This window comes from Empedobacter falsenii, assembly GCF_019308355.1.
In the GTDB taxonomy this organism is placed as follows: domain Bacteria; phylum Bacteroidota; class Bacteroidia; order Flavobacteriales; family Weeksellaceae; genus Empedobacter; species Empedobacter falsenii_B.
The window spans coordinates 1-20,007 of the sequence record NZ_JAAGKM010000011.1; the positions used below are offsets into that span (position 1 = coordinate 1).

Consider the following 20,007-nt stretch of genomic DNA (forward strand, 5'->3'; position numbering starts at 1 on the left):
CACGCTTTAGCACACAATTTAAGAAAGAAAGTTGCCTGAAGAGAACAACTTTTCACTTTTTCTTAAAATATTGAAAAACTTTTATAACAAAAAAATCCGCCTCAAATTTTGTTGTGAGACGGATTCTTTTTGTATAATGTTCACCAATATTTTTTAATTCGTCATTAGTCAAACTCCATAAGAAACTGAGTAACTTTTGCTTATTAATATTTTTATCATTTGCATCAACTTGAGCAACATGTTTATTAAACTTCAACGATTTTCGACTTTCATATAGTTTACTGAAAATCATTCCAATATATTTGTCTAAATATGTTCTATTCGAATGATTTTGCTTCTCATACATCAACTCCAAAAGTGCAGTTGTATATTCTTTATTGTGAATATAATTTTCGTAATAATTTTGGATTACTTTTGCTTTAATATTTTCAAATTCTGCCGAAGGAGTTACATTTTGTTTCGTAAAATCTTCTTGAAAATTATTCTGAATCCAATCTAATCGATCTTTCAAATTTGGATGTGTACGAATAGAATCTTTATCAATATATTCAGTAAAATTTAATCCTTCGAACAATGAGTTTTTTTCTATTTTAATCGATTTAGGATTGAATTTTTGTTCAGGCAAATCAAATAAATAAGCATAGATAGAATCATCAAGTATAAATTTATCGCTTTGATCAAATTCTTCAATTTTCTTTAAAAGATGAAAATATTCGCTTTTAGGATAATTAAGATTTTTATATAAAATGTATCCCAAACTATCAGCAGAAATCTCTTTCTTGCGTGATTGTTCTGCTAAATCATATTTTTTTTGAATAACTTCATTTTGAGATTTAATCAATTTTAAAAAATCTTGTCGCTTGATTGACTTAATTTCACGTTTAAAATCTTTCTCAAATTCAGCATCTTGTTCTATTGCTAATCTTGTGTGATTTAATTGATTGTGAGCAATCTCATGACAGATTACTGCTGCAAATTGAAATTGATTATCTAACAAATTAAACAAACCAGATTCTATAAAATATACATTAAAACCAAGTGAAGAAGCATTTGGAATATTAGATTTTATGATATAAAATTTATTTTTATTTATTTGTAATTCAGCGTTTTTAGAAATGATTTGATTAAAAATATTTTGAGTAAATTTCTGATAATCATTATCTAATACGTAATTATTTTTAGTATAATTAAGAGAAATTCGATGTTCTAAAAATTCAAAATAATTTTCATATTCTTTTCTTTCTTCTTTTGAATTGAAATTACTAAGAGTTGATTTTATATTTTTAATATACTTAGAATCTAATTCCTTTGTTTGTGGATAAACAGATTGTATTAATAATAAGTAAGAGAAGAAAAGTATAAAGTATTTCATTCTATTTTTTGAAAAAGATTAGTATATAATTCTCACAAAAATATACAAATAATTCTTTAAACCTCGATTGTTTCAACTAATTTTGCAGAACAAATAAAACAAAAGATTCTTCTCAATTATGAAACAATTTACTTCGGTTTATGATGTAGAAAACATCGACGAATTACTAAAAACAGCCTTAGAAATTAAAGCAAATCCTTTTGCTCAACAAGAAGTTGGTAAAAATAAAACAGTTGGTTTAATTTTTTTTAATCCAAGTTTACGTACACGTCTAAGTTCTATTAAAGCGGCTTATAATCTTGGAGCAAATGCTTGGGTTTTGAATGCTGGAGCAGATTCTTGGACATTGGAAATGGCTGATGGTGCTGTGATGAACGGAGATTCGCAAGAACATATCAAAGAAGCAATTCAGGTAATGAGTGCGTATTGTGATGTTTTAGGCGTTCGTACTTTTCCGAAATTAGTAGATCGTGATGAAGATTATAACGAAATCATGTTCAATAAAGTAAAAGAATTATCTTCTGTTCCTGTTGTGTCTTTGGAAAGTGCAACATTACATCCATTACAATCTTTTGCTGATTTAATTACAATTGCAGAAAAAACGGGTTATACGCCTGGGACAAAACCTGAAAAGAAAGTGAAAGTTGTGATGACTTGGGCGCCGCATCCACGTCGTTTGCCACAAGCTGTTCCGAATTCTTTTGCGCAATGGTTTTCTAAAGTAGATTGGGTAGATTTTACAGTTGTACAACCAAAAGGTTTGGAGTTAGATCCAAAATTTACTGATGGAGCAACGATTGCTTATGATCAAGATAAAGCGTTGAAAGATGCTGATTTTGTTTATGCAAAAAACTGGTCTTCTTATGAAAATTATGGTGAACCGAATGAAGGTGATAAGGATTGGGAAGTGACAATGGAAAAAATGAATTTGACAAATAACGGAAAATTTATGCATTGTTTACCTGTTCGTCGCAATGTAGTAGTATCTGATGAAGTTTTAGATTCTGATCGTTCTATCGTAATTGATGAAGCAACGAACCGAATTTTCTCAGCTCAAACTGTTTTCCACGAGATTTTGAAAAATAAGTAGTAAACTACAATTAAAAAAGGCTTAAAAATTAATTTTTAAGCCTTTTTTAATGATATTATTTCTCACTAAAGTCCAACATGAATATCTTTCGTAGTGGCTTCTTTTTGAGAAGTTTTATATTTTGAATCATAGTTCCAAATAATCTTATCTGAAATGGTTTTTCCATTAAGATTAGTTTCTGCAATGATTATGTTTTCACCTTTTTGCAATTGAACATTTTCAGCAACGAAATGAATCTTATTATAGCCATTTTTTACATTTTCAATCTTTTTACCATTGACAGTTAACGTTGGCGTTCCTTGATTAGAGAAGATTGTAACAGTTGTAAATTCATTTCCTCTATTTACCATTCTACGTTGCGTTAAATAAACAACAGGTTCTTTGCTCCAATTTGCTTTATACCAATAAAAAGGATCTTTTTTAATTTTTCGATCAAATGAAACCAAACCTTTGAAATTTCTTGGATTAACATTCAATCGTGTAATAGGCGTTGCAAAATCGAAAGTATTCCAAACATAAGATCCCAAAAATATTGGATGTTTTTCTATTGTTGCCCAATGAACAATATGAAATTTAGTTGCAAATTCTTCTGGAAAAAATGCAGGATCACTCCATTGATTTCCATAGTTCCCAGCAACTTCAACTTGATCTTCAGGTTTTGCTTCTGCGCCATATTCAGAGAAAATAATTTTATAATCTTTAAATTTTTTTGAAATATCATTTGCCCAAGTTTCAACATCTTCTTTGTCAGATAAATTTTCTACTTCGCCATTGTACCATCCAAAATAATGATTAATTCCTTGTATATCTGCGTTGTTATTCACAGGATGATCTACTGTGTTGTATCCATTTACTTGAACTGTGTAACGGTATGGATCTTCTGTTTTAGCTAAATCATTTAGTTTTGTTGTTAATTCGGTTGTGTAATTATTTGGTGTATAAACTTCGTTGTGTAATCCCCAAGTATAAATTGATGGATGATTGTAATTCTGACGAATTAATTCTTTTAATTGTTGTAATGCATTATTTTCTTCTAAAGTTGTTACTTGATTAACAAAAGGAATTTCTGCCCAAATAATTAATCCTAAACTATCACATTTAGAGTAAAAATAATCAGATTGTTGGTAATGAGCTAATCGAATAGAAGTTGCACCAATTTCTTTTATAATTGCTAAATCTTCATCGTGATCTTCATTTGATAAAGCCGAACCTTTTCCCCATCGATCTTGATGTCTTGTCACGCCATAAAGTGGATATTTTTTGTCGTTTAAGAAGAAACCTTCGTTCGCTTTTAGTTCAAATTTACGAATACCCAAAGGTTGTGTTACTTCATCTAAAACTTGATTATTTTGTTTGATTTGTGTCACTACTTTATATAAATATGGATCTTTTAAACCATTCCATAAACGTGGATTATTAACCTTAATATCTTGAATAATTTCTTGTCTTCCTTGTGGATATAGAGTGTAAGGAGTGCTGATAGATTTTACAGTTTTATTGTTATGATCGATGATCGAAGTGAAAATTTCGATGTTATTTGTTTGAGCTGATTTATTATCAACTTTGACTTTAACATGAATATCAGCCGATTTTTTACTAACATTTTTCTGAGAAATAAAAATTCCAGCCGAAGCAAAATCATTTACAGCAATATTGATAGGATCAGTAACAATCAACGAAACAGGACGATAAATTCCGCCATAAACAGGAAATAAAACATGATTAACAGGAATTACTGCCGGATTTGACTCGTTGTTGGCTTTGACTAAAATTTCATTTTCTTGATCAAATTTTAGCATTCCAGTCAATTCCAATACAAAAGCAGAATATCCACCTTGATGACGACCTACAAAATTGTAATTTCCGTTAATTGCATCATTTTGGTAACTCACTTTGTTTTTTGTTTGTGTCGATTTTAGTGGAGTATTATTAATGTAAACTTCTGCGTTTGCACCAACTCCTTCAAATTTTATAAAGATTCGTTTACCTTTCCAGTCTGCTTTTGGCGTAATGGTTTTTCTGTAATATGAATCACCAACATAAAAGCGTTCATTTGTGCTGTAGAATCCAGCTGTTATTTCGTTGGTTTGCATATCTGTCGCATTCCAAGTGTGCGGAATTTGTACTAATTGCCAATCTCCTTTAAAAATAGAATTGTAGTTGATTTCTGTGGTAGTAAATGGTCCTTTTTTGAAGCTCCAATTAGAATTAAAATTTACTATTTCCCTTGCATGCGCTATTTGCAAATTTAGGATTAGTAAAATAAGAGTAGTTAAATTTTTCATGTGAGTTTTGATAAGAAGTAAAATTAAGTAATCTATTTTTATAAGCAAAAAGAAAGCCACTCAATTGAGTGGCTTTGTATTATATATTGATGATAGATTATTTATCTAAAACTTCCATATCAAAATATAAAGTTGCATTTGGTGGTACAACACCTCCAGCACCTCTTGATCCGTAACCTAATTCGGCAGGGATAATTAAGAAAACTTTAGAACCTCTGTTGAACATTGTTAATGCTTCCATCCAACCTTGGATTAATCCTGTAACACCAACTGTTGCGTCTAGTGGTTGATTGCGATCGTAAGATGAATCTAATTTTTCACCATCATTTAAACGTAAAGTATAATGTACTTGAATTGGATCTCCTTGTACAGGTTTTGCTCCGTTTCCTTCTTCTAAAATTACATATTTTAATCCAGAAGGAGTTGATTGAGCTTTTGCTTCTAATTCTTTTTGACGAGCAATTTCTGCATCTTTTTCAGCTTTTGCTTTCGCTTCAGCTTCAGCTTGTTTTTTTGCGTGATTTGCTTTTGCAGCTTCAAATGCTTCAGCTCCGTTGTATTTAGCATATTTATCACCTTTACGAGCGATTTCTACTTTTTCAATTACAACAGGAACAACTGGTTTATCACTTGGTGTTTTTTCTACATTTGCAATAGAATCAACAACATCTAAACCTTCTACAACTTGTCCGAAAATAGTGTGACGCCCGTCTAACCATGGTGTAGGAACTTCTGTGATGAAGAATTGAGAACCGTTTGTAGCAGGTCCTGAATTTGCCATAGATAAAACACCTTTTTTATCGTGTTTTAAAGTTGGTTCAAACTCATCTTCGAAATCGTAACCAGGTCCTCCTGTACCAATTCCGTCTGGATCACCTCCTTGAATCATGAAATCTTTGATCACACGGTGAAAAATGATTCCATCATAAAAAGGAACTCCTTTTGCTTTTGCTTTATTTTCTTTTGTACCTTCTGCTAATCCAACAAAGTTAGCAACCGTCATTGGTGCTTCTTCTTCGTATAATTTGATTGTCATTGCACCATGATTTGTTGTCATTTTTGCATACAATCCATCTTCTAAACTTTTAAATTCTTCTTTACTCATCGATTTTGGAATTTTAACGCCACAACTAACAAGGGTAGTGATGACAGTTAAGATTAATAATATTTTTCTCATTTTAACTTTACATTCTTTGTGTTTATTAGTGTTTTTTTATTTTTAAAACTTTTACATCCATAATAATAGGCGAGTCTGGCGCAATTTTTTGCGTATCACCATAACCTCCATAAGCTAAAAACGAAGGTAACAATAATTTAGCAGTTTCACCTTCAGGAATTAATTGTAAACCAGCTTGTAAACCTCTCACAACATCAGCTTTTCCTAAAATTATTTTCTGAACTTTATTATCGTTAAGCGAATATAAAATGTTGTTTTCAAGATCAGTTACTTGGTATTCAAATTCGATGTAGTCTCCATTATTTGCTGTAGAAGCTGTTCGTTGACCACTATTTGAAATCCAAAAGCCCGAACTCGTTTTAACAAATTTTAGGTCAGATGTTTTCATATAATCATCAAACCATTGTAATTCTTCTTGATGCAATAATTTTCCACGTTCTTGCGAACGTTTCATAAAATCGTCATTGGAATATGAAACGGGATATTGTATGACTTTTTGATCACAACTCATTAACGCAAAAACAGCGAAAGTGAATAAAATAACTTTTTTCATTAGATAACGATACTAGCTAATTTTTCTTGATATTCTGGTAAAAGGGATTGGAAATAAGCAATTGTTTCTTCCATATTCATATCCGAACGACCTCCAGAAGCATTCATATGACCGCCGCCATTGAAATGTTTGCGAGAGAATTCATTCACATCAAAATCACCTTTCGAACGTAACGAAATTTTAATGAAATTATGATGTGTGTCTTCAATAAAAATTACAGAAAAGATAAAATTTTCTACACTCAAACCATAATTTACAAAACCTTCTGTATCTCCTTTTTGAAAACCATTTGCTAGTAAATCTTCACGTTTTAAAAACATGAAAGCTGTTCGATATTCTGGTAAAAAAGTTAGATTATTTAGAGTTAATGATAATAACTTTAATCGTCCTTGTGTTTGTGAATCGTTTACATAAGAAGTAACTTTATCTACTTCTACACCTTTATCAATTAACTCTGCTACAATTCTATGCGTATCTGCCGATGTATTACGAAAACGGAATCCGCCTGTATCCGTCATTATTCCAGTATAAATACATTCAGCAATGCCTTTATCAATTTTATCTAAATCATTCATCGCTTCGATAAAATTATAAACCATTTGACAAGTCGCAGGCATTTCGATATCCGAATACATAAAATCAAATGTATCTGGTTCGCGGTGATGATCGATTAATATTTTTGGAGCTTTCGAACGTTCAACCCAGTTTCCTAAGTCATCAATTCGTTTTATAGTATTGAAATCTAAGATAAAAATCAACTCAGCTTGATGTATAATTGCTTCAGAAACTTTTGGTCGGTAATCTGCAATTACAATATCTTTTGCTGAAGGCATCCATTTTAGGAACTTCGGAAAATCGTTTGGTGAAACAATGTTACACGTATGTCCCAATTTATTCAAATAATGAAACATCGCCAATGTAGAACCTATCGCATCTCCATCAGGATTTTTGTGCGGTAGAATTGCAATTTTCTTTGGGGTTGATTTTAACAGAGCTTTTAGCTCTTCGAAATTTGTCATTTGCATAGTTGCAAAGATAAACAAACAAGTGATATTGTAAATTGCTTTGAACAAGAAAACCTCCAAATTTGGAGGTTTTCTTGTTTTTATGAAATATTTATAATTTATAAATCTCTTTTTTTGATAATTAATAAGGATAAACCAAGAAATAAAATGATGTAGAAAACATTTGCAGCAAAATATTCCCATTGTACATGATCCGCAACAAATAATTTTCCTTCCATAATTGCTTTTTGTATATCTACAGAAGGATAATCAATTATTTTTCCGTTCGAGTTAAGTGGTAAATAATTAGTTAAGATTTTAATTTCATTAGGATTTTTTGGAGGATTTTTACCAAAACGAACTAAAAATTCAACAACTTTAGCAACAGATTCTATAATATTCAAAACAATTAAAGATAAAATCGCAAAAGCACTTTTCTTTAATAGGAATGATAAAAACATGGCGAATACAATATAAGCGAAGATTTCGACGAAATATCCTCCTAAGAATTCGATTCCGTTTACAAAATCAAACTTTTCGCTAAAAATAGAACCTAATGCAAAAACTAAAACGCCAACTAAAAGTGTAGAAATCAAAGTTATCACAACGTTCATCAAAACTTTTGTGTTTAAAAATTCAGTTTTAGATAAACCATCAATTGTATTTTGCTTGAAAGTTCCGAAAGAGTATTCGTTTGTAATATTATTAATAACAATAATAGCTAAAAAGAATTTTCCAAAACCAATTAACCACGTGATATTATGCCAAATTACAGGAAACTCTAATGCACCTAATTTGATTAAATCAATTTCGATTCCATTCATATTTGGTTTGAAATTCGGCAACGTAATTCCCATTAACAGAATCATCACAAAATATAAAATGATGAAAATTCGTGTTCCTTTGTTGTAGAATAATTTATTCCATTCTATGCTAAATAATCTTTTCATGTTAGTTCTGTTTTTGGATTAATTGGAAAAATTGTTGCTCTAAAGATTCTTTACGTTTTACCAAATGATTCACGATAATTCCTTGTTCATAAAGCATTTTGTTAATTTCTGCTGGATCTTTCTCTTCTGATAAAACAGCAAAAAGTTTGTTGTTTTCTTTGGTAACTTTTGAAACGAATGAGAACGTTTTTAGTGTATATTCCAAACTTTCCATATTTTGCGCAGCAACTTCTATACTTCCAAAACTTGAATTCATTTGATCTACAGAACCCGCATAAAGCATTTTTCCTTGATTCAGAACCACTACATGCGAACATACTTTTTCGACTTCGTCTAATAAATGACTTGCTAGAATAATTGTAGTTCCTTGTTGAGCAATTTTAATAATCAATTCACGAATCTGAATAATTCCTTGTGGATCTAAACCATTAGTAGGTTCGTCTAAAATCAGCACTTCAGGATCATTTAATAACGCAGCCGCAATTGCCAAACGTTGTTTCATTCCCAACGAATATTGTTGAAATTTATCTTTTTTACGAGAAAGTAATCCAACTAATTCAAGTTTTTCGTCAATTTTTCCATAATTAACTTCTTTAATATCAGCAACAATTTCAAGATTTTTTTCTGCTGATAAATAAGGATAGAATTTTGGGCTTTCGATAATTGCACCAATTTTTTTTAATGAATCGTTATCTGGTTCTTGATCAAACCATTTCCACGAACCCGCTGTAGGATTGATTACATTAAGAATCATTCCTAATGTTGTCGATTTTCCACTTCCGTTTGGACCAAGTAATCCATAAACGTTTCCTTTTTCTACCGAAAAAGAGACATTGTTGACCGCTGTAAAACTGCCAAATTTTTTAGTAAGTTGATTAATTTCAAGAACTTTATTCATAGTAGTTGAATTTGTTTTCTTTATATGTAGAGTTTTTTGTTAATTTGTTACAATTTAGAATTAATTTAAATAACATGAGAACGATACTTTATACCTTATTAATTGTACTAACAATCCAGGCTAAAGCGCAAAACGGAAAAACTTATCAAATTTATAATCAACAAGAAAAGAAAGTTGATTTTGATAAAATGATTAAAGAATTAGCAAAATATGATGTTGTTTTATTTGGTGAACATCATAATAATGCGGTAAATCATTGGTTGCAATTGCAAACGACAAAAGAATTGTATAAGATAAAAGGAAAACAACTGATTCTTGGAGCAGAAATGTTCGAGCGTCATCAACAAAATGATTTAACGAATTATTTGAAAAGCAAAACGACGGATGATGAGTTTCAAAAGAGTACAAAGCTTTGGAATAATTACAAAACAGATTACAAACCGCTTGTTGATTTTGCGAAAGAAAAGAATTTAGATTTTGTAGCAACTAATGTATCACGCAAATATGCTTCGTATGTCGCTAAGAATGGACTTGAAGCTTTGGATACAGTTCCAAATAATGAGAAAGTCTTTATTGCGAAACTTCCTATTACGATAGATTATGATGCGCCTGGTTATCCTGAGATGATTAAAATGATGGGAGATCATGCTGGAGTGAAGGCAAAACAGTTTGTTGCAGCACAAGCTACAAAGGATGCAACAATGGCAGAATCAATTTTGAATAATTTGAAGAAAAATAATCTATTCATTCATTACAATGGTGATTATCATTCTAAAAATTATGGCGGAATTTATTGGTATTTGAAATTTTTTCGACCTGAGCTCAAAATCGCTGTAATTGAAATTCTAGAAAGTGAAGATTTAAATGAAAAATTATCTGCAATTAAATCAAAAAACGAAAATGTTACTACGACAGAATTTATTATAGTATTTCCTAAGGATTCGCCTAAAACCTACTAATTTTACTGATAAGCAGAAAGTTTTATTGATTATTTTTCATATTTTGCATTTTTAAAAAATAAAGCAAACAATTAAATACAACTATGGACAGAAGAAATTTTATTAAATCGACTGCTGCAGCATCTACGGTAGCATTAGTATCACCAGATTCATTATTTGATTTTTCATCAAAAATTGATAAGGTGAAAGTAGGAATTGTTGGCTGTGGAATGAGAGGGCAGGTACATTTAGATGAGTTATTAAAAAGAAATGATGTAGAAGTTGTTGGGATCGCTGAACCAGATCAACGAATGATTGATCGTTCAAACAAAATTTTTGCAAAACATAATAAAAAACCTGTAGAGTATTTTAAAGGTTTAGATGGATATAAAAAATTATATAAGAATAAGAAAATTCATGCTGTAATTATAGCTACGCCATGGGAATTTCACGCTGAGCAAACAATTGCAGCAATGAATGCGGGTAAAATTGTAGGTTTAGAAGTGTGTGGAGCGATGAATTTACAAGAATGTTGGGATTACGTAGATACATACGAAAAAACGAAAGTTCCTGTATTCATGATGGAGAATGTTTGTTACCGTCGCGATGTTATGGCTGTAATGAATATGGTTCGTAAAGGAATGTTTGGTCAAATTGTTCATGGACAAGGTGGTTACCAACACGATTTAAGAAATGTATTATTTAATGATGGTAAACAACCTTATGGTGGTGGAGTTGAATTTGGAGACAAAGGTTTCTCTGAAGCTGCTTGGCGTACAAATCATTATGTAAAACGTAATGCAGAATTATATCCAACGCATGGTTTAGGACCAATCGGTACAATGATGGATGTTAACCGTGGAAATAGAATTACACATTTAACTTCTATGGCTTCTCAACAAGCTGGTTTAACTGATTATATCGTGAAGAATGGAGGTGCAGATCATCCAAATGCAAAAGTTAAATTCAAACAAGGAGATATCGTTCAAACAATGTTAAAATGTGAAAACGGAGAAACAATCTTATTAACGCACGATACATCTTTACAGCGTCCATATAACTTAGGTTTCCGTATTCAAGGAACTGATGGTATTTGGCAAGATATCGGTTCAGGAGGATTTAGTCAAGGTTTCATTTATTTCGAAGATGAAATGAAACATTCTCACAAATGGGCAAGTTCAGAAGATCATTTAAAAACTTACGATCATCCATATTGGAAAAAATACGAAACTCAGGCAGAAGGTGCTGGGCACGGAGGAATGGATTTCTTCTTAATGAATGATTTTATCGAATGTATTAAAGCAAACAAAGAATTCCCATTCGATGTATATGATTTAGCAACTTGGTATGCAGTAACACCATTAAGTGAAAAATCTATCGAAGGAAATGGTACTTCTCAAGAAATGCCAGACTTTACAAGAGGAAAATATAAAACAAGAAAACCAGTTTTTGGTACAGAAGATTATGGATTCTAAAACCTTATCATTAGTCATTTTAGCAGGTGGAATGGGAAGCCGCTACAAAGGACAAAAACAAATTGATCCAATTGGACCAAGTAAAGAAACGTTGATGGAATATTCAATTTTCGATGCTTTTTCTTGCGGAATAAAACATTTTGTATTCATTATTAATGAACAATTTAATGCAGAAACTAAAAAATATTTTCAAAATTTAATTGAAAAAAATGGAGGTAAAGTAGAATTTGTTCTTCAAACGACGTATACATCTGTTCCGAGAGGAATTTATGATACAATAGAAAAACGTGAAAAACCTTGGGGAACTGGACATGCGTTAATGATTACAAAAAATCATTTAAACAATCCATTTATTGTAATTAATGCAGATGATTTTTATGGTCGTAAAGCATTTGAAAAAGCAAGTGAATTGGTTCAAAACGAAAAAATCACTGCAAATACTTATGGTATGGTTGCGTACAAATTGGCCAATACGATTAGCGAAAATGGTTCTGTTTCTCGCGGAGTATGTACTGTAACTAACGGTCATTTGGAGAATGTTGTAGAACGTACAAATATCTATTCTAACGAAAATGGAGAAATTGTTTTCGAAGAAGATGATAACGTTTTACCATTAGATGGAGATACGGCTGTATCGATGAATTTCTTTGTTTTACATCCTTCTATTTTCAGAAAATTAGAAGATAAATTTGAGGAATTTCTTCACGAAAATGCTTCTCAATTGAAAGCAGAATTTTTCTTGCCGAAAGTTGTAAATGATATGATCAAAGAAGATCAATTGGAAGTGATTGTAGAAAAATCGGATGACAATTGGTTCGGAATGACTTATCCAGAAGATAGAGAAGTTGTAGTAAATTCTATTCACAATTTAATCAATGATCAAAAATATCCAAATTCTCTTTGGACATAAAATATAATGGAGAAAATATTAAAACATTATTTCGAAAATATAGATCAAGTTAGTATTAATCCAATCAGTTCTGGTTGGATTAATTCTACTTATGAAGTTGAGTATGAAGGAAAAAAATATATTTTACAAAAAATAAACACGCACGTTTTTCCTCAACCAGAAGTAATTTCGAACAATATTGACATCATTTCTCGCCATCTAAAAGCAAAGAATTATCAAAATTCGGTAATCGAAATTGTAAAAGATTTGCAAGGAAATTTATTAGCAAAAGAAGATAGAGAAACTTGGAGAATGACTTCTTTTATTCCAAATTCTATTTGTTTTGAGAAAGTGGAATCTGCGGAACAAGCGTATGAAGCGGCGAAAACAATTAGTGAATTTCATTCGTATTTGTTAGATGTTAATGTTGATGAAATTTATCCTTCGATTGTCGGGTTTTTAGATTATCATAAACGTGTAAATGATTTCAAAAATGCATTGAAAAATGCTTCAACAGAGCGTTTAGAAGAAACGAAAGAAGAAGTTGCTTATATTTTGGATAATCTGTATCAAGTTGAAAAGTATTTAGAAATAGATTTCCCAAAGCGTGTCGTTCATGCTGATGCTAAAATCAGTAATTTCTTATTTAATAATGATAATCATTCGCAAGCAATCGCTGTGATAGACTGGGATACAATAATGCCAGGGAATATTTTGTGCGATTTTGGAGATATGATTCGTACATACGCAAACCTGAAAGCTGAAGACGATCCTAATCCTGAAAAATTGTTTGAACCTGATTATTATAAAGCGGTTAAAAATGGGTTTTTAGAACATTTAAAATATGATTTACAACCAATAGAGATCGAAAATATGGATTTTGTTGCGTATATTGTGATTTATATTCAGGCGGTTAGATTTTTGGCAGATTATTTAGAAAACGATATTTATTATTCGATTTCTTATCCAAAACAAAATCTAAATCGTACGATTAATCAAATCAATTTATTAAAAGCATTAACAAAATTTCATGAAGAAAATTCGGTTCGAAAAATATAAACCTATAGATTTTAATAACTTTTTTAAACTTGTTCAGGACGACGAAGTGATGAAATATATCTCTGGAAAAGGTTTGAATGAAGAGCAAGCAAATCACAAATTTACATCAATCTTAGAAAAAGGTAGCGTTAACGAAAACCTTGGTTTTTTTAAGGTTTATGACGAAAACGACACACTTTTAGGTGATTGTAAATTGGTGTATAACAAACATATCGAAAATTCACTTGAAATAGGTTATTTATTGAAAAAAGAATTTTGGAGAAAAGGTTTTGGATCAATGATTTGCGAACATTTATTAGCAGAATCAAAAGAAAAATTTCCTGATTTGCAAGTAATGGCTGTCATCGATCCTGATAATGTTGCTTCAAGAAAGTTGTTAGAAAAGTTTAATTTTGAATCGTATTGGAAAGGCATCGAAAATGATTTGCCTACAGAAAAATTGCTTTTAAAAGAGAAATGATACGAGTAAAAGATGTCGCTTTGGCGATGGAAGAAATAGCGCCTTTGGCGTATGCAGAGGATTTTGACAATGTTGGATTGCTAGTTGGTGATTACAATAATGAGGTAACAGAGATCTTGGTAACGTTGGACACAACACCAGAAGTTGTGGAAGAAGCGATTGAGAAAAATTGTAATTTGATTGTGAGTTTTCATCCAATTATTTTTTCTGGTTTAAAGAAATTGAACGGAAAAAATTATGTTGAAAAAGCTGTGATGACAGCAATCAAAAATGGAATTAATATTTATGCAACGCATACAGCTTTAGATAATTCGAAAGTTGGAGTTAATTTCAAAATTTCTGAACAATTAGCTTTATTGAATACGAAAATTCTTATTCCAAAATTGCAAACTATCAAACAATTAATTACCTATGTACCAACAGAACATGCTGAGCAATTGAAATTTGCGTTGTATGAAGCGGGTGCAGGAAAAATTGGGAATTATGATTCGTGTGGTTTTGCGATAGAAGGCGAAGGAAATTATCGACCAACTGCTGGTGCAAATCCGTTTATTGGCGAAATAGGGAAATTGGAAGCAGTAAACGAAACGCGAATAGAGGTTATTGTTCCGCAACATTTGGAAGGTGATGTGATGAATGCTTTGTTCAAAAATCATCCGTACGAAGAAGTTGCTTATTCTGTTATTTCGTTGAATAATCAAAATAATTATATTGGAATTGGAATGATTGGAGAGTTGGAAAATGAAATGGAAGAACTCGATTTTTTCAATTATCTAAAAACTCAAATGAATACACCCGTTATTCGTCATTCGAAATTATTAAACAAAAAAATAAAGAAGGTTGCTGTACTTGGAGGTTCTGGCGCATTTGGAATAAAAAATGCAATTTCGGCTGGAGCGGACATTTATATCACGGCAGATTTGAAATATCACGATTTTTTTACTGCTGAAAATAAGCTTGTTTTGGCAGATATTGGGCATTTTGAATCGGAACAGTTTACAAAAAACTTAATAACTTCGTATCTTAAAGAAAAATTTACTAATTTTGTGGTCTTTAATTCTGGAATTAATACCAATCCTGTTAATTATTGTTAACTATGTCTGAAACAAAAAATATCAAAGAACTAAGCGTAGAAGAAAAACTTCGCGCGTTATACGACTTGCAATTAATTGATTCACGTTTAGATGAAATCAGAAACACAAGAGGTGAATTACCTTTAGAAGTTGAAGATTTGAGCGACGATGTTGCACAATTAGAAACGAGAATCCAAAAAATAGTTGACGAAACTAAAGGTTTGGATGAAGAAATTAAATTGAAGAAAGAAGCAATCAAAAATGCTGAAGCTTTAATTAAAAAATACACGAAACAACAAGATAACGTACGAAATAACAGAGAATTTGATGCTTTAGCTAAAGAAGTTGAGTATCAAGGTTTGGAAATTGAGTTATCTGAAAAACGTATTCGCGAGTTTACAGTTAAAATTTCTCAAAAAAATGCACAAGTTGAAGAATTTAATGCAAAATTAAATTCAATGAAAGAGCATTTATCTCACAAACAAGCTGAGTTGGATACAATTGTAAAAGATACAGAAAAAGAAGAAAGTAATTTATTGAAATTATCTTCTGAATATTCTGCTAAAATCGAACAAAGATTATTAGATGCTTACAGCCGTATCAGAAATTCTGTGAAAAATGGTTTAGCTGTTGTTCCTGTACAACGTGGAGCTTCTGCGGGATCTTTCTTTACAATTCCACCACAAAGACAGATGGATATCGCTCAACGTAAAAAAATTATCGCTGATGAACATTCAGGACGTATCTTGGTTGATTTGGAATTGGCTTTAGAAGAGCAAGAAAAAATGGAAATCGTTATCAAAGGATAATTTTCTGTTAAAAAATATTTTATTTAATATCAAAGTGTTGCACGTTTGTGTGACACTTTTTTTATGCCAAAACTGGTTGTTGTTATTTTTTAGCACGCTATTTGTAATATTGGCATTATAATTAGTTTGAAAATTTAGAAATTATGAAAAAAATTATATTTTTAGCAATGTTAACGGTCTCGTCTATATCATTAACATCTTGTGTGAATAATGATGATGGATACTATGACAACGGACCAGAAATTGTAAATGTTGGACAAATCAATTATGATGGCGTTTCTTTTCCGCTTCGAAATGCAGTTGTAGCTGATATTGAAAAAGCAGATGGAGGATATTATTATAGTGTAGAGTTATCGACGAATCCGGTTCCTAAAAATGGAAAATTATATGGCTCTTATTTGTATTTAGAAATCTTTCAAAGAGGTGATTTAAATTTTAATGGAACTTACGTAACAGAAAATAATGATAGAGGATTGGATTATATCGAATATTACGAAGATCCTATTATGCAAAATTATGTACCAGTTCTTAATTCAGGAACATTTGCATTATTAGATACAGATTTCTCTTCAGGATCTATTAACTTAAAAAATTATTTTGATCCTTATAACAGAAGTTTATTGTCTACAAACTTTGCTTTGAGAGTTTCGAATGGTAAAACATTGACGGGTGATTTTGACGGATTGTTTGATTTCATTCAATTATACAACAAATCTGCAAAAGGTGCTGTAAATGCAAAATCAGCAACAACAGAAAGAGTAAAAACAGGAGTGAGAAGACCTTCTGCAAGAAAATAAAATTTCAATTTATAGATAAAAAAAACTCCGCTAAATTTTTAGCGGTGTTTTTTATTGATATACTTTTTTGATTAAGCTTCTACTTCTTTATCACGATTCTTTGGGAAACGGCGATAACCTTTCAAATTAAATCTAAAATCTTTTTTCGTTGGACGAACAATAATACGTAATGATGAATCATTTGTAAAATAAGTTTGTGCCCAGTTTAAGAAAATAGCTAATTTGTTACGTACAGTCAAGATTAACATCAAGTGCAAAAACATCCATGTAAACCATGCCAAACGTCCAGAGAAAGAGAATTTAGGTAAATCGACAACTGCTTTGCGTTTACCAATTGTTGCCATAGAACCTGGATCTTTGTATTCGAACAATGTCAATTTATCTTCAGATAAACCTTGTCCTAATTTGTCAAAGTTTTTCGCCAATTGTTCAGCTTGATCTCCTGCAACACGTGCTAATTGTGGATGTCCATGAGGATACTTCGGTGTTTCCATCGAAGAAATATCTCCAATTGCATAAATGTTTTCAGTTCCTAAAACTTTAGAAGTACGATCTACTTTCAAACGATTTCCTCGTTGCAAATCTTCTTGTTTTACTGCTCCTTCAGGCACATTTCCCATAACTCCAGCAGCCCAAATCAAATTTCGAGTATTGATTGTACGACCATCAGCCAAAGAAATTGTTTTTCCATCGTAGTCAGTTACGCGACCTTCTGTCCAAACATTTACGCCCATATTTGTCAAATATTCATAAGACTTTTTGTGCGCCAATTCAGACATTGGACCTAATAAATTTGGACCTCCTTCAATCAAATAAATATTCAATTTAGAGAAATCTAAATCTGGATAATCTTTCGGAAGAATGAATTTTTTCATTTGCGCAATTGCACCTGAAAGCTCAACTCCTGTTGGTCCTCCACCTACAACGACAATATTCATAATTTCTTCCAATTCTTCTGGAGATTCTGCAGAATATGCACTCTCGAAGTTTGTTAATAATCGATTTTTAAGCGTTAAAGCTTCATTTGTCGATTTCATTGGGAATGATAATTCCTCAATTTGTTTGTTCCCGAAGAAATTTGTGGTACATCCCATGGCAACAACCAAATAGTCGTAGGAAAAATCCCCGATTGTGGTTTCAACAATATTTTGATCTTTCTTAATTGCTGTAACTTCGGCTAAACGAACGCTCACATTTTTACTCCCTTGAAATACTTTTCGAATAGGGAACGAAATATCACTTGCGTTAATCGCTGCAGTTGCAACCTGATAAAATAAGGGTTGAAATTGGTGGTAATTATAGCGGTCAATAAGTGTAACAGAAAAGTGTGGGTTATTATTTAATTTACGGGCTAATTTAAGTCCGGCAAATCCAGCACCTAAAATGACAATCTTTTTCTTTTCCAAAATTCACTTTTTTGTAAAATTACGAACAAATTAAGAAACAATGAAAGATTTATTAAAAATTATTCTGAACCTTAGATATTTACTATGATATCGGATTGATTATTAGATTTTTTTAAATTTATGTTTTTTGTCAGTTTTAAATAAATTGTTAAAATTATTTATGATTTTGTGTATTTCGACGCTTTTTTAATTTTTCTGAAAGATTAGAATTTAAACTATTTTTAAGCTGAATCATTTTAAGAAATCAATCAAATTCACGAATTTTATTCCAAATTAATCAAGTCAAAAAAACAAGTAATGAGCAAATTATTTGAATCAATCAATATAAATGAATCTATTTCATTAAAAAATAGAATTATTATGTCGCCAATGTGCCAATATTCTTCGGAAGATGGTTTTCCAAATGATTGGCATTTTCAGTATTATGTTTCGCGTGCTGTGGGCAATGTTTCGGCAATTATACAAGAAGCTACCGCGGTTGTTGCAGAAGGTCGAATTTCATATGGTGATTTAGGAATTTGGAAAGATGAGCACATTGAAGTGTATCAAAAATTAACTTCCGAAATCAAAAAATACAATTGCGTTCCTGGAATTCAGTTAGCGCATGCAGGACGAAAAGCAAGTACAGAAAAGCCTTGGTTGGGACACAATCAAATAAAATCTAACGAAAAAAATGGTTGGAAAACAGTTTCGAGTTCTAATTTACCTTTTAATGAATCAGATGAAATTCCACATCAATTAACAATTTCTGAAATTGAAAATGTTATAATAGAATGGGGAAAAGCAACTGAACGTGCCATAAAAGCTGGTTTTGAAATTTTAGAAATTCATGGAGCGCATGGTTATTTGGTTCATCAATTTCTTTCGCCTTTAATTAATAATCGAACTGATGAATATGGTGGAAGTTTCGAGAATAGAATTCGTTTTGTGTTGGAAATTGTTGCTGAAATGCAAAAAAATATTACAACTCAAACGCTTTGGGTTCGTTTGTCAGCTTCGGATTGGGCAGAAAATGGTTGGAATTTGGATGAAACGATCAAATTATGTAAGATTTTAAAACAAAATGGAGTAGAAGTGATTGATGTTTCGTCTGGAGGTGGAGTAAGTCATCAAAAAATTGATGTCAAAAAAAATTATCAAGTTCCATTCGCAAATGAAATTAAAAATCAAGTTGAAATAATTACTGGAGCTGTTGGATTAATTTTTGAACCAAAACAAGCCGAAGAAATTCTTCAAAATAATGAAGCTGATTTAATATTTTTAGGAAGAGAATTATTACGTGATCCATATTTTGCGTTGCGTGCTGCAAAAGAGTTAAACGAAGATATTAAGTGGTTGCCACAATATGAAAGAGCAAAAAATAATCATTACGCATAAACCATGTTAGCATTAAAAAAAATCCATCATATTGCAATTATTTGTTCAGATTATAAAAAATCAAAACATTTTTACACAGAAATTTTAGGTTTCGAAATTGTGCAAGAAGTTTATAGAAAAGAACGTGATTCTTATAAATTAGATTTAGCTTTGCAAAATTATTACTGCATCGAATTATTTTCTTTTCCTAATCCACCAAAACGTGTTTCTCGACCAGAAGCTTCTGGATTGAGACATATTGCTTTTGCTGTGGAAAATATAGAAAATGAAGTAGAAAAACTAACGCAGTTAAATGTAACGGTAGAGCCAATTCGTGTGGATGAATACACGCAAAAGAAGTTCACTTTTTTTGAAGATCCCGATGGTTTGCCGATAGAATTATACGAAGAATAGAA

At 31.1% G+C, this 20,007-nt stretch carries 19 protein-coding genes; 11 read left to right on the forward strand and 8 right to left on the reverse strand.

Going from position 1 to position 20,007, the window contains the following annotated elements; genetic code table 11:
- Positions 1 to 52: 52 nt before the first annotated feature.
- A complete protein-coding gene (locus G0Q09_RS06390; protein WP_219034324.1) occupies positions 53 to 1,372 on the reverse strand; it encodes a M48 family metalloprotease in 1,320 nt (439 codons plus the stop codon).
- Positions 1,373 to 1,490: 118 nt separating this feature from the next.
- On the opposite strand from G0Q09_RS06390, the gene G0Q09_RS06395 reads away from it, so the two are divergent.
- Positions 1,491 to 2,462, forward strand: coding sequence for an N-acetylornithine carbamoyltransferase (locus tag G0Q09_RS06395; RefSeq protein ID WP_219034325.1), 972 nt, complete (start codon positions 1,491 to 1,493; stop codon positions 2,460 to 2,462).
- A 65-nt stretch (positions 2,463 to 2,527) separates the two neighbouring features.
- On the opposite strand, the gene G0Q09_RS06400 is transcribed toward G0Q09_RS06395, so the two are convergent.
- The 6 genes from G0Q09_RS06400 to G0Q09_RS06425 all read right to left on the reverse strand — a co-directional run bounded on the left by G0Q09_RS06400 (position 2,528) and on the right by G0Q09_RS06425 (position 9,329).
- Complete coding sequence (locus G0Q09_RS06400) at positions 2,528 to 4,747, reverse strand: glycoside hydrolase family 2 protein (RefSeq protein WP_219034326.1); 2,220 nt, start codon at positions 4,745 to 4,747, stop codon at positions 2,528 to 2,530.
- Positions 4,748 to 4,844: 97 nt separating this feature from the next.
- Positions 4,845 to 5,924, reverse strand: coding sequence for a peptidylprolyl isomerase (locus G0Q09_RS06405; RefSeq protein ID WP_244957946.1), 1,080 nt, complete (start codon positions 5,922 to 5,924; stop codon positions 4,845 to 4,847).
- A 25-nt stretch (positions 5,925 to 5,949) separates the two neighbouring features.
- Positions 5,950 to 6,477, reverse strand: a complete 528-nt coding sequence (locus G0Q09_RS06410) for an FKBP-type peptidyl-prolyl cis-trans isomerase (protein WP_219034327.1) — start codon at positions 6,475 to 6,477, stop codon at positions 5,950 to 5,952.
- On the reverse strand, positions 6,477 to 7,502 hold the full coding sequence (locus tag G0Q09_RS06415) for a DHH family phosphoesterase (protein WP_219034328.1): 1,026 nt from the start codon (positions 7,500 to 7,502) through the stop codon (positions 6,477 to 6,479). The genes G0Q09_RS06410 and G0Q09_RS06415 overlap by 1 nt, the downstream gene beginning before the upstream one ends.
- 98 nt (positions 7,503 to 7,600) lie before the next feature.
- Positions 7,601 to 8,431, reverse strand: coding sequence for a DUF2705 family protein (locus G0Q09_RS06420; RefSeq protein ID WP_115000906.1), 831 nt, complete (start codon positions 8,429 to 8,431; stop codon positions 7,601 to 7,603).
- 1 nt (position 8,432) lies between these two features.
- A complete protein-coding gene (locus G0Q09_RS06425; RefSeq protein WP_219034329.1) occupies positions 8,433 to 9,329 on the reverse strand; it encodes an ABC transporter ATP-binding protein in 897 nt (298 codons plus the stop codon).
- 74 nt (positions 9,330 to 9,403) lie between these two features.
- Between G0Q09_RS06425 and G0Q09_RS06430 the strand changes: the two genes are divergently transcribed.
- From G0Q09_RS06430 to G0Q09_RS06465, 8 genes are all read left to right on the forward strand, one after another.
- Positions 9,404 to 10,288, forward strand: coding sequence for a ChaN family lipoprotein (locus G0Q09_RS06430; RefSeq protein WP_115000902.1), 885 nt, complete (start codon positions 9,404 to 9,406; stop codon positions 10,286 to 10,288).
- A gap of 83 nt (positions 10,289 to 10,371) precedes the next feature.
- A complete protein-coding gene (locus tag G0Q09_RS06435; protein ID WP_115000900.1) occupies positions 10,372 to 11,742 on the forward strand; it encodes a Gfo/Idh/MocA family protein in 1,371 nt (456 codons plus the stop codon).
- On the forward strand, positions 11,732 to 12,652 hold the full coding sequence (locus G0Q09_RS06440; protein WP_038331209.1) for a nucleotidyltransferase family protein: 921 nt from the start codon (positions 11,732 to 11,734) through the stop codon (positions 12,650 to 12,652). Before G0Q09_RS06435 ends, G0Q09_RS06440 begins: the two co-directional genes overlap by 11 nt.
- A 6-nt stretch (positions 12,653 to 12,658) precedes the next feature.
- Positions 12,659 to 13,690, forward strand: coding sequence for a phosphotransferase enzyme family protein (locus G0Q09_RS06445; protein WP_115000898.1), 1,032 nt, complete (start codon positions 12,659 to 12,661; stop codon positions 13,688 to 13,690).
- Positions 13,662 to 14,150 carry a GNAT family N-acetyltransferase gene (locus G0Q09_RS06450; RefSeq protein ID WP_219034330.1) on the forward strand — a complete coding sequence of 163 codons (489 nt, stop codon included), beginning with the start codon at positions 13,662 to 13,664 and terminating at the stop codon, positions 14,148 to 14,150. The genes G0Q09_RS06445 and G0Q09_RS06450 overlap by 29 nt, the downstream gene beginning before the upstream one ends.
- The gene (locus tag G0Q09_RS06455; protein ID WP_257468097.1) at positions 14,147 to 15,244 is read left to right on the forward strand and encodes a Nif3-like dinuclear metal center hexameric protein; all 1,098 of its coding nucleotides are present in this window, start codon (positions 14,147 to 14,149) and stop codon (positions 15,242 to 15,244) included. The genes G0Q09_RS06450 and G0Q09_RS06455 overlap by 4 nt, the downstream gene beginning before the upstream one ends.
- A 2-nt stretch (positions 15,245 to 15,246) precedes the next feature.
- Complete coding sequence (locus G0Q09_RS06460; protein WP_125349270.1) at positions 15,247 to 16,032, forward strand: zinc ribbon domain-containing protein; 786 nt, start codon at positions 15,247 to 15,249, stop codon at positions 16,030 to 16,032.
- Positions 16,033 to 16,175: 143 nt separating this feature from the next.
- Complete coding sequence (locus tag G0Q09_RS06465; protein WP_219034331.1) at positions 16,176 to 16,829, forward strand: hypothetical protein; 654 nt, start codon at positions 16,176 to 16,178, stop codon at positions 16,827 to 16,829.
- Positions 16,830 to 16,900: 71 nt separating this feature from the next.
- Here G0Q09_RS06465 and G0Q09_RS06470 read toward each other — a convergent pair whose 3' ends face one another.
- On the reverse strand, positions 16,901 to 18,235 hold the full coding sequence (locus tag G0Q09_RS06470) for an NAD(P)/FAD-dependent oxidoreductase (RefSeq protein WP_115000890.1): 1,335 nt from the start codon (positions 18,233 to 18,235) through the stop codon (positions 16,901 to 16,903).
- A gap of 297 nt (positions 18,236 to 18,532) precedes the next feature.
- Between G0Q09_RS06470 and G0Q09_RS06475 the strand changes: the two genes are divergently transcribed.
- Both G0Q09_RS06475 and gloA2 read left to right on the forward strand, forming a co-directional pair.
- Positions 18,533 to 19,612 (forward strand): NADH:flavin oxidoreductase/NADH oxidase, encoded by a 1,080-nt coding sequence (locus G0Q09_RS06475; RefSeq protein WP_219034332.1) that lies wholly within the window; start codon positions 18,533 to 18,535, stop codon positions 19,610 to 19,612.
- Positions 19,613 to 19,615: 3 nt separating this feature from the next.
- Positions 19,616 to 20,005 (forward strand): SMU1112c/YaeR family gloxylase I-like metalloprotein, encoded by a 390-nt coding sequence (gene gloA2 / locus G0Q09_RS06480; RefSeq protein WP_219034333.1) that lies wholly within the window; start codon positions 19,616 to 19,618, stop codon positions 20,003 to 20,005.
- Positions 20,006 to 20,007 lie beyond the last annotated feature (2 nt).

Excerpts from the sequence above, each read along its gene's own strand:
- G0Q09_RS06390 (WP_219034324.1), bottom strand. The coding sequence starts at position 1,372 with ATGAAATACTTTATACTTTTCTTCTCTTACTTATTATTAATACAATCT.
- G0Q09_RS06395 (WP_219034325.1), top strand. The coding sequence starts at position 1,491 with ATGAAACAATTTACTTCGGTTTATGATGTAGAAAACATCGACGAATTA.
- G0Q09_RS06400 (WP_219034326.1), bottom strand. The coding sequence starts at position 4,747 with ATGAAAAATTTAACTACTCTTATTTTACTAATCCTAAATTTGCAAATA.
- G0Q09_RS06405 (WP_244957946.1), bottom strand. The coding sequence starts at position 5,924 with ATGAGAAAAATATTATTAATCTTAACTGTCATCACTACCCTTGTTAGT.
- G0Q09_RS06410 (WP_219034327.1), bottom strand. The coding sequence starts at position 6,477 with ATGAAAAAAGTTATTTTATTCACTTTCGCTGTTTTTGCGTTAATGAGT.
- G0Q09_RS06415 (WP_219034328.1), bottom strand. The coding sequence starts at position 7,502 with ATGCAAATGACAAATTTCGAAGAGCTAAAAGCTCTGTTAAAATCAACC.
- G0Q09_RS06420 (WP_115000906.1), bottom strand. The coding sequence starts at position 8,431 with ATGAAAAGATTATTTAGCATAGAATGGAATAAATTATTCTACAACAAA.
- G0Q09_RS06425 (WP_219034329.1), bottom strand. The coding sequence starts at position 9,329 with ATGAATAAAGTTCTTGAAATTAATCAACTTACTAAAAAATTTGGCAGT.
- G0Q09_RS06430 (WP_115000902.1), top strand. The coding sequence starts at position 9,404 with ATGAGAACGATACTTTATACCTTATTAATTGTACTAACAATCCAGGCT.
- G0Q09_RS06435 (WP_115000900.1), top strand. The coding sequence starts at position 10,372 with ATGGACAGAAGAAATTTTATTAAATCGACTGCTGCAGCATCTACGGTA.
- G0Q09_RS06440 (WP_038331209.1), top strand. The coding sequence starts at position 11,732 with ATGGATTCTAAAACCTTATCATTAGTCATTTTAGCAGGTGGAATGGGA.
- G0Q09_RS06445 (WP_115000898.1), top strand. The coding sequence starts at position 12,659 with ATGGAGAAAATATTAAAACATTATTTCGAAAATATAGATCAAGTTAGT.
- G0Q09_RS06450 (WP_219034330.1), top strand. The coding sequence starts at position 13,662 with ATGAAGAAAATTCGGTTCGAAAAATATAAACCTATAGATTTTAATAAC.
- G0Q09_RS06455 (WP_257468097.1), top strand. The coding sequence starts at position 14,147 with ATGATACGAGTAAAAGATGTCGCTTTGGCGATGGAAGAAATAGCGCCT.
- G0Q09_RS06460 (WP_125349270.1), top strand. The coding sequence starts at position 15,247 with ATGTCTGAAACAAAAAATATCAAAGAACTAAGCGTAGAAGAAAAACTT.
- G0Q09_RS06465 (WP_219034331.1), top strand. The coding sequence starts at position 16,176 with ATGAAAAAAATTATATTTTTAGCAATGTTAACGGTCTCGTCTATATCA.
- G0Q09_RS06475 (WP_219034332.1), top strand. The coding sequence starts at position 18,533 with ATGAGCAAATTATTTGAATCAATCAATATAAATGAATCTATTTCATTA.
- gloA2 (WP_219034333.1), top strand. The coding sequence starts at position 19,616 with ATGTTAGCATTAAAAAAAATCCATCATATTGCAATTATTTGTTCAGAT.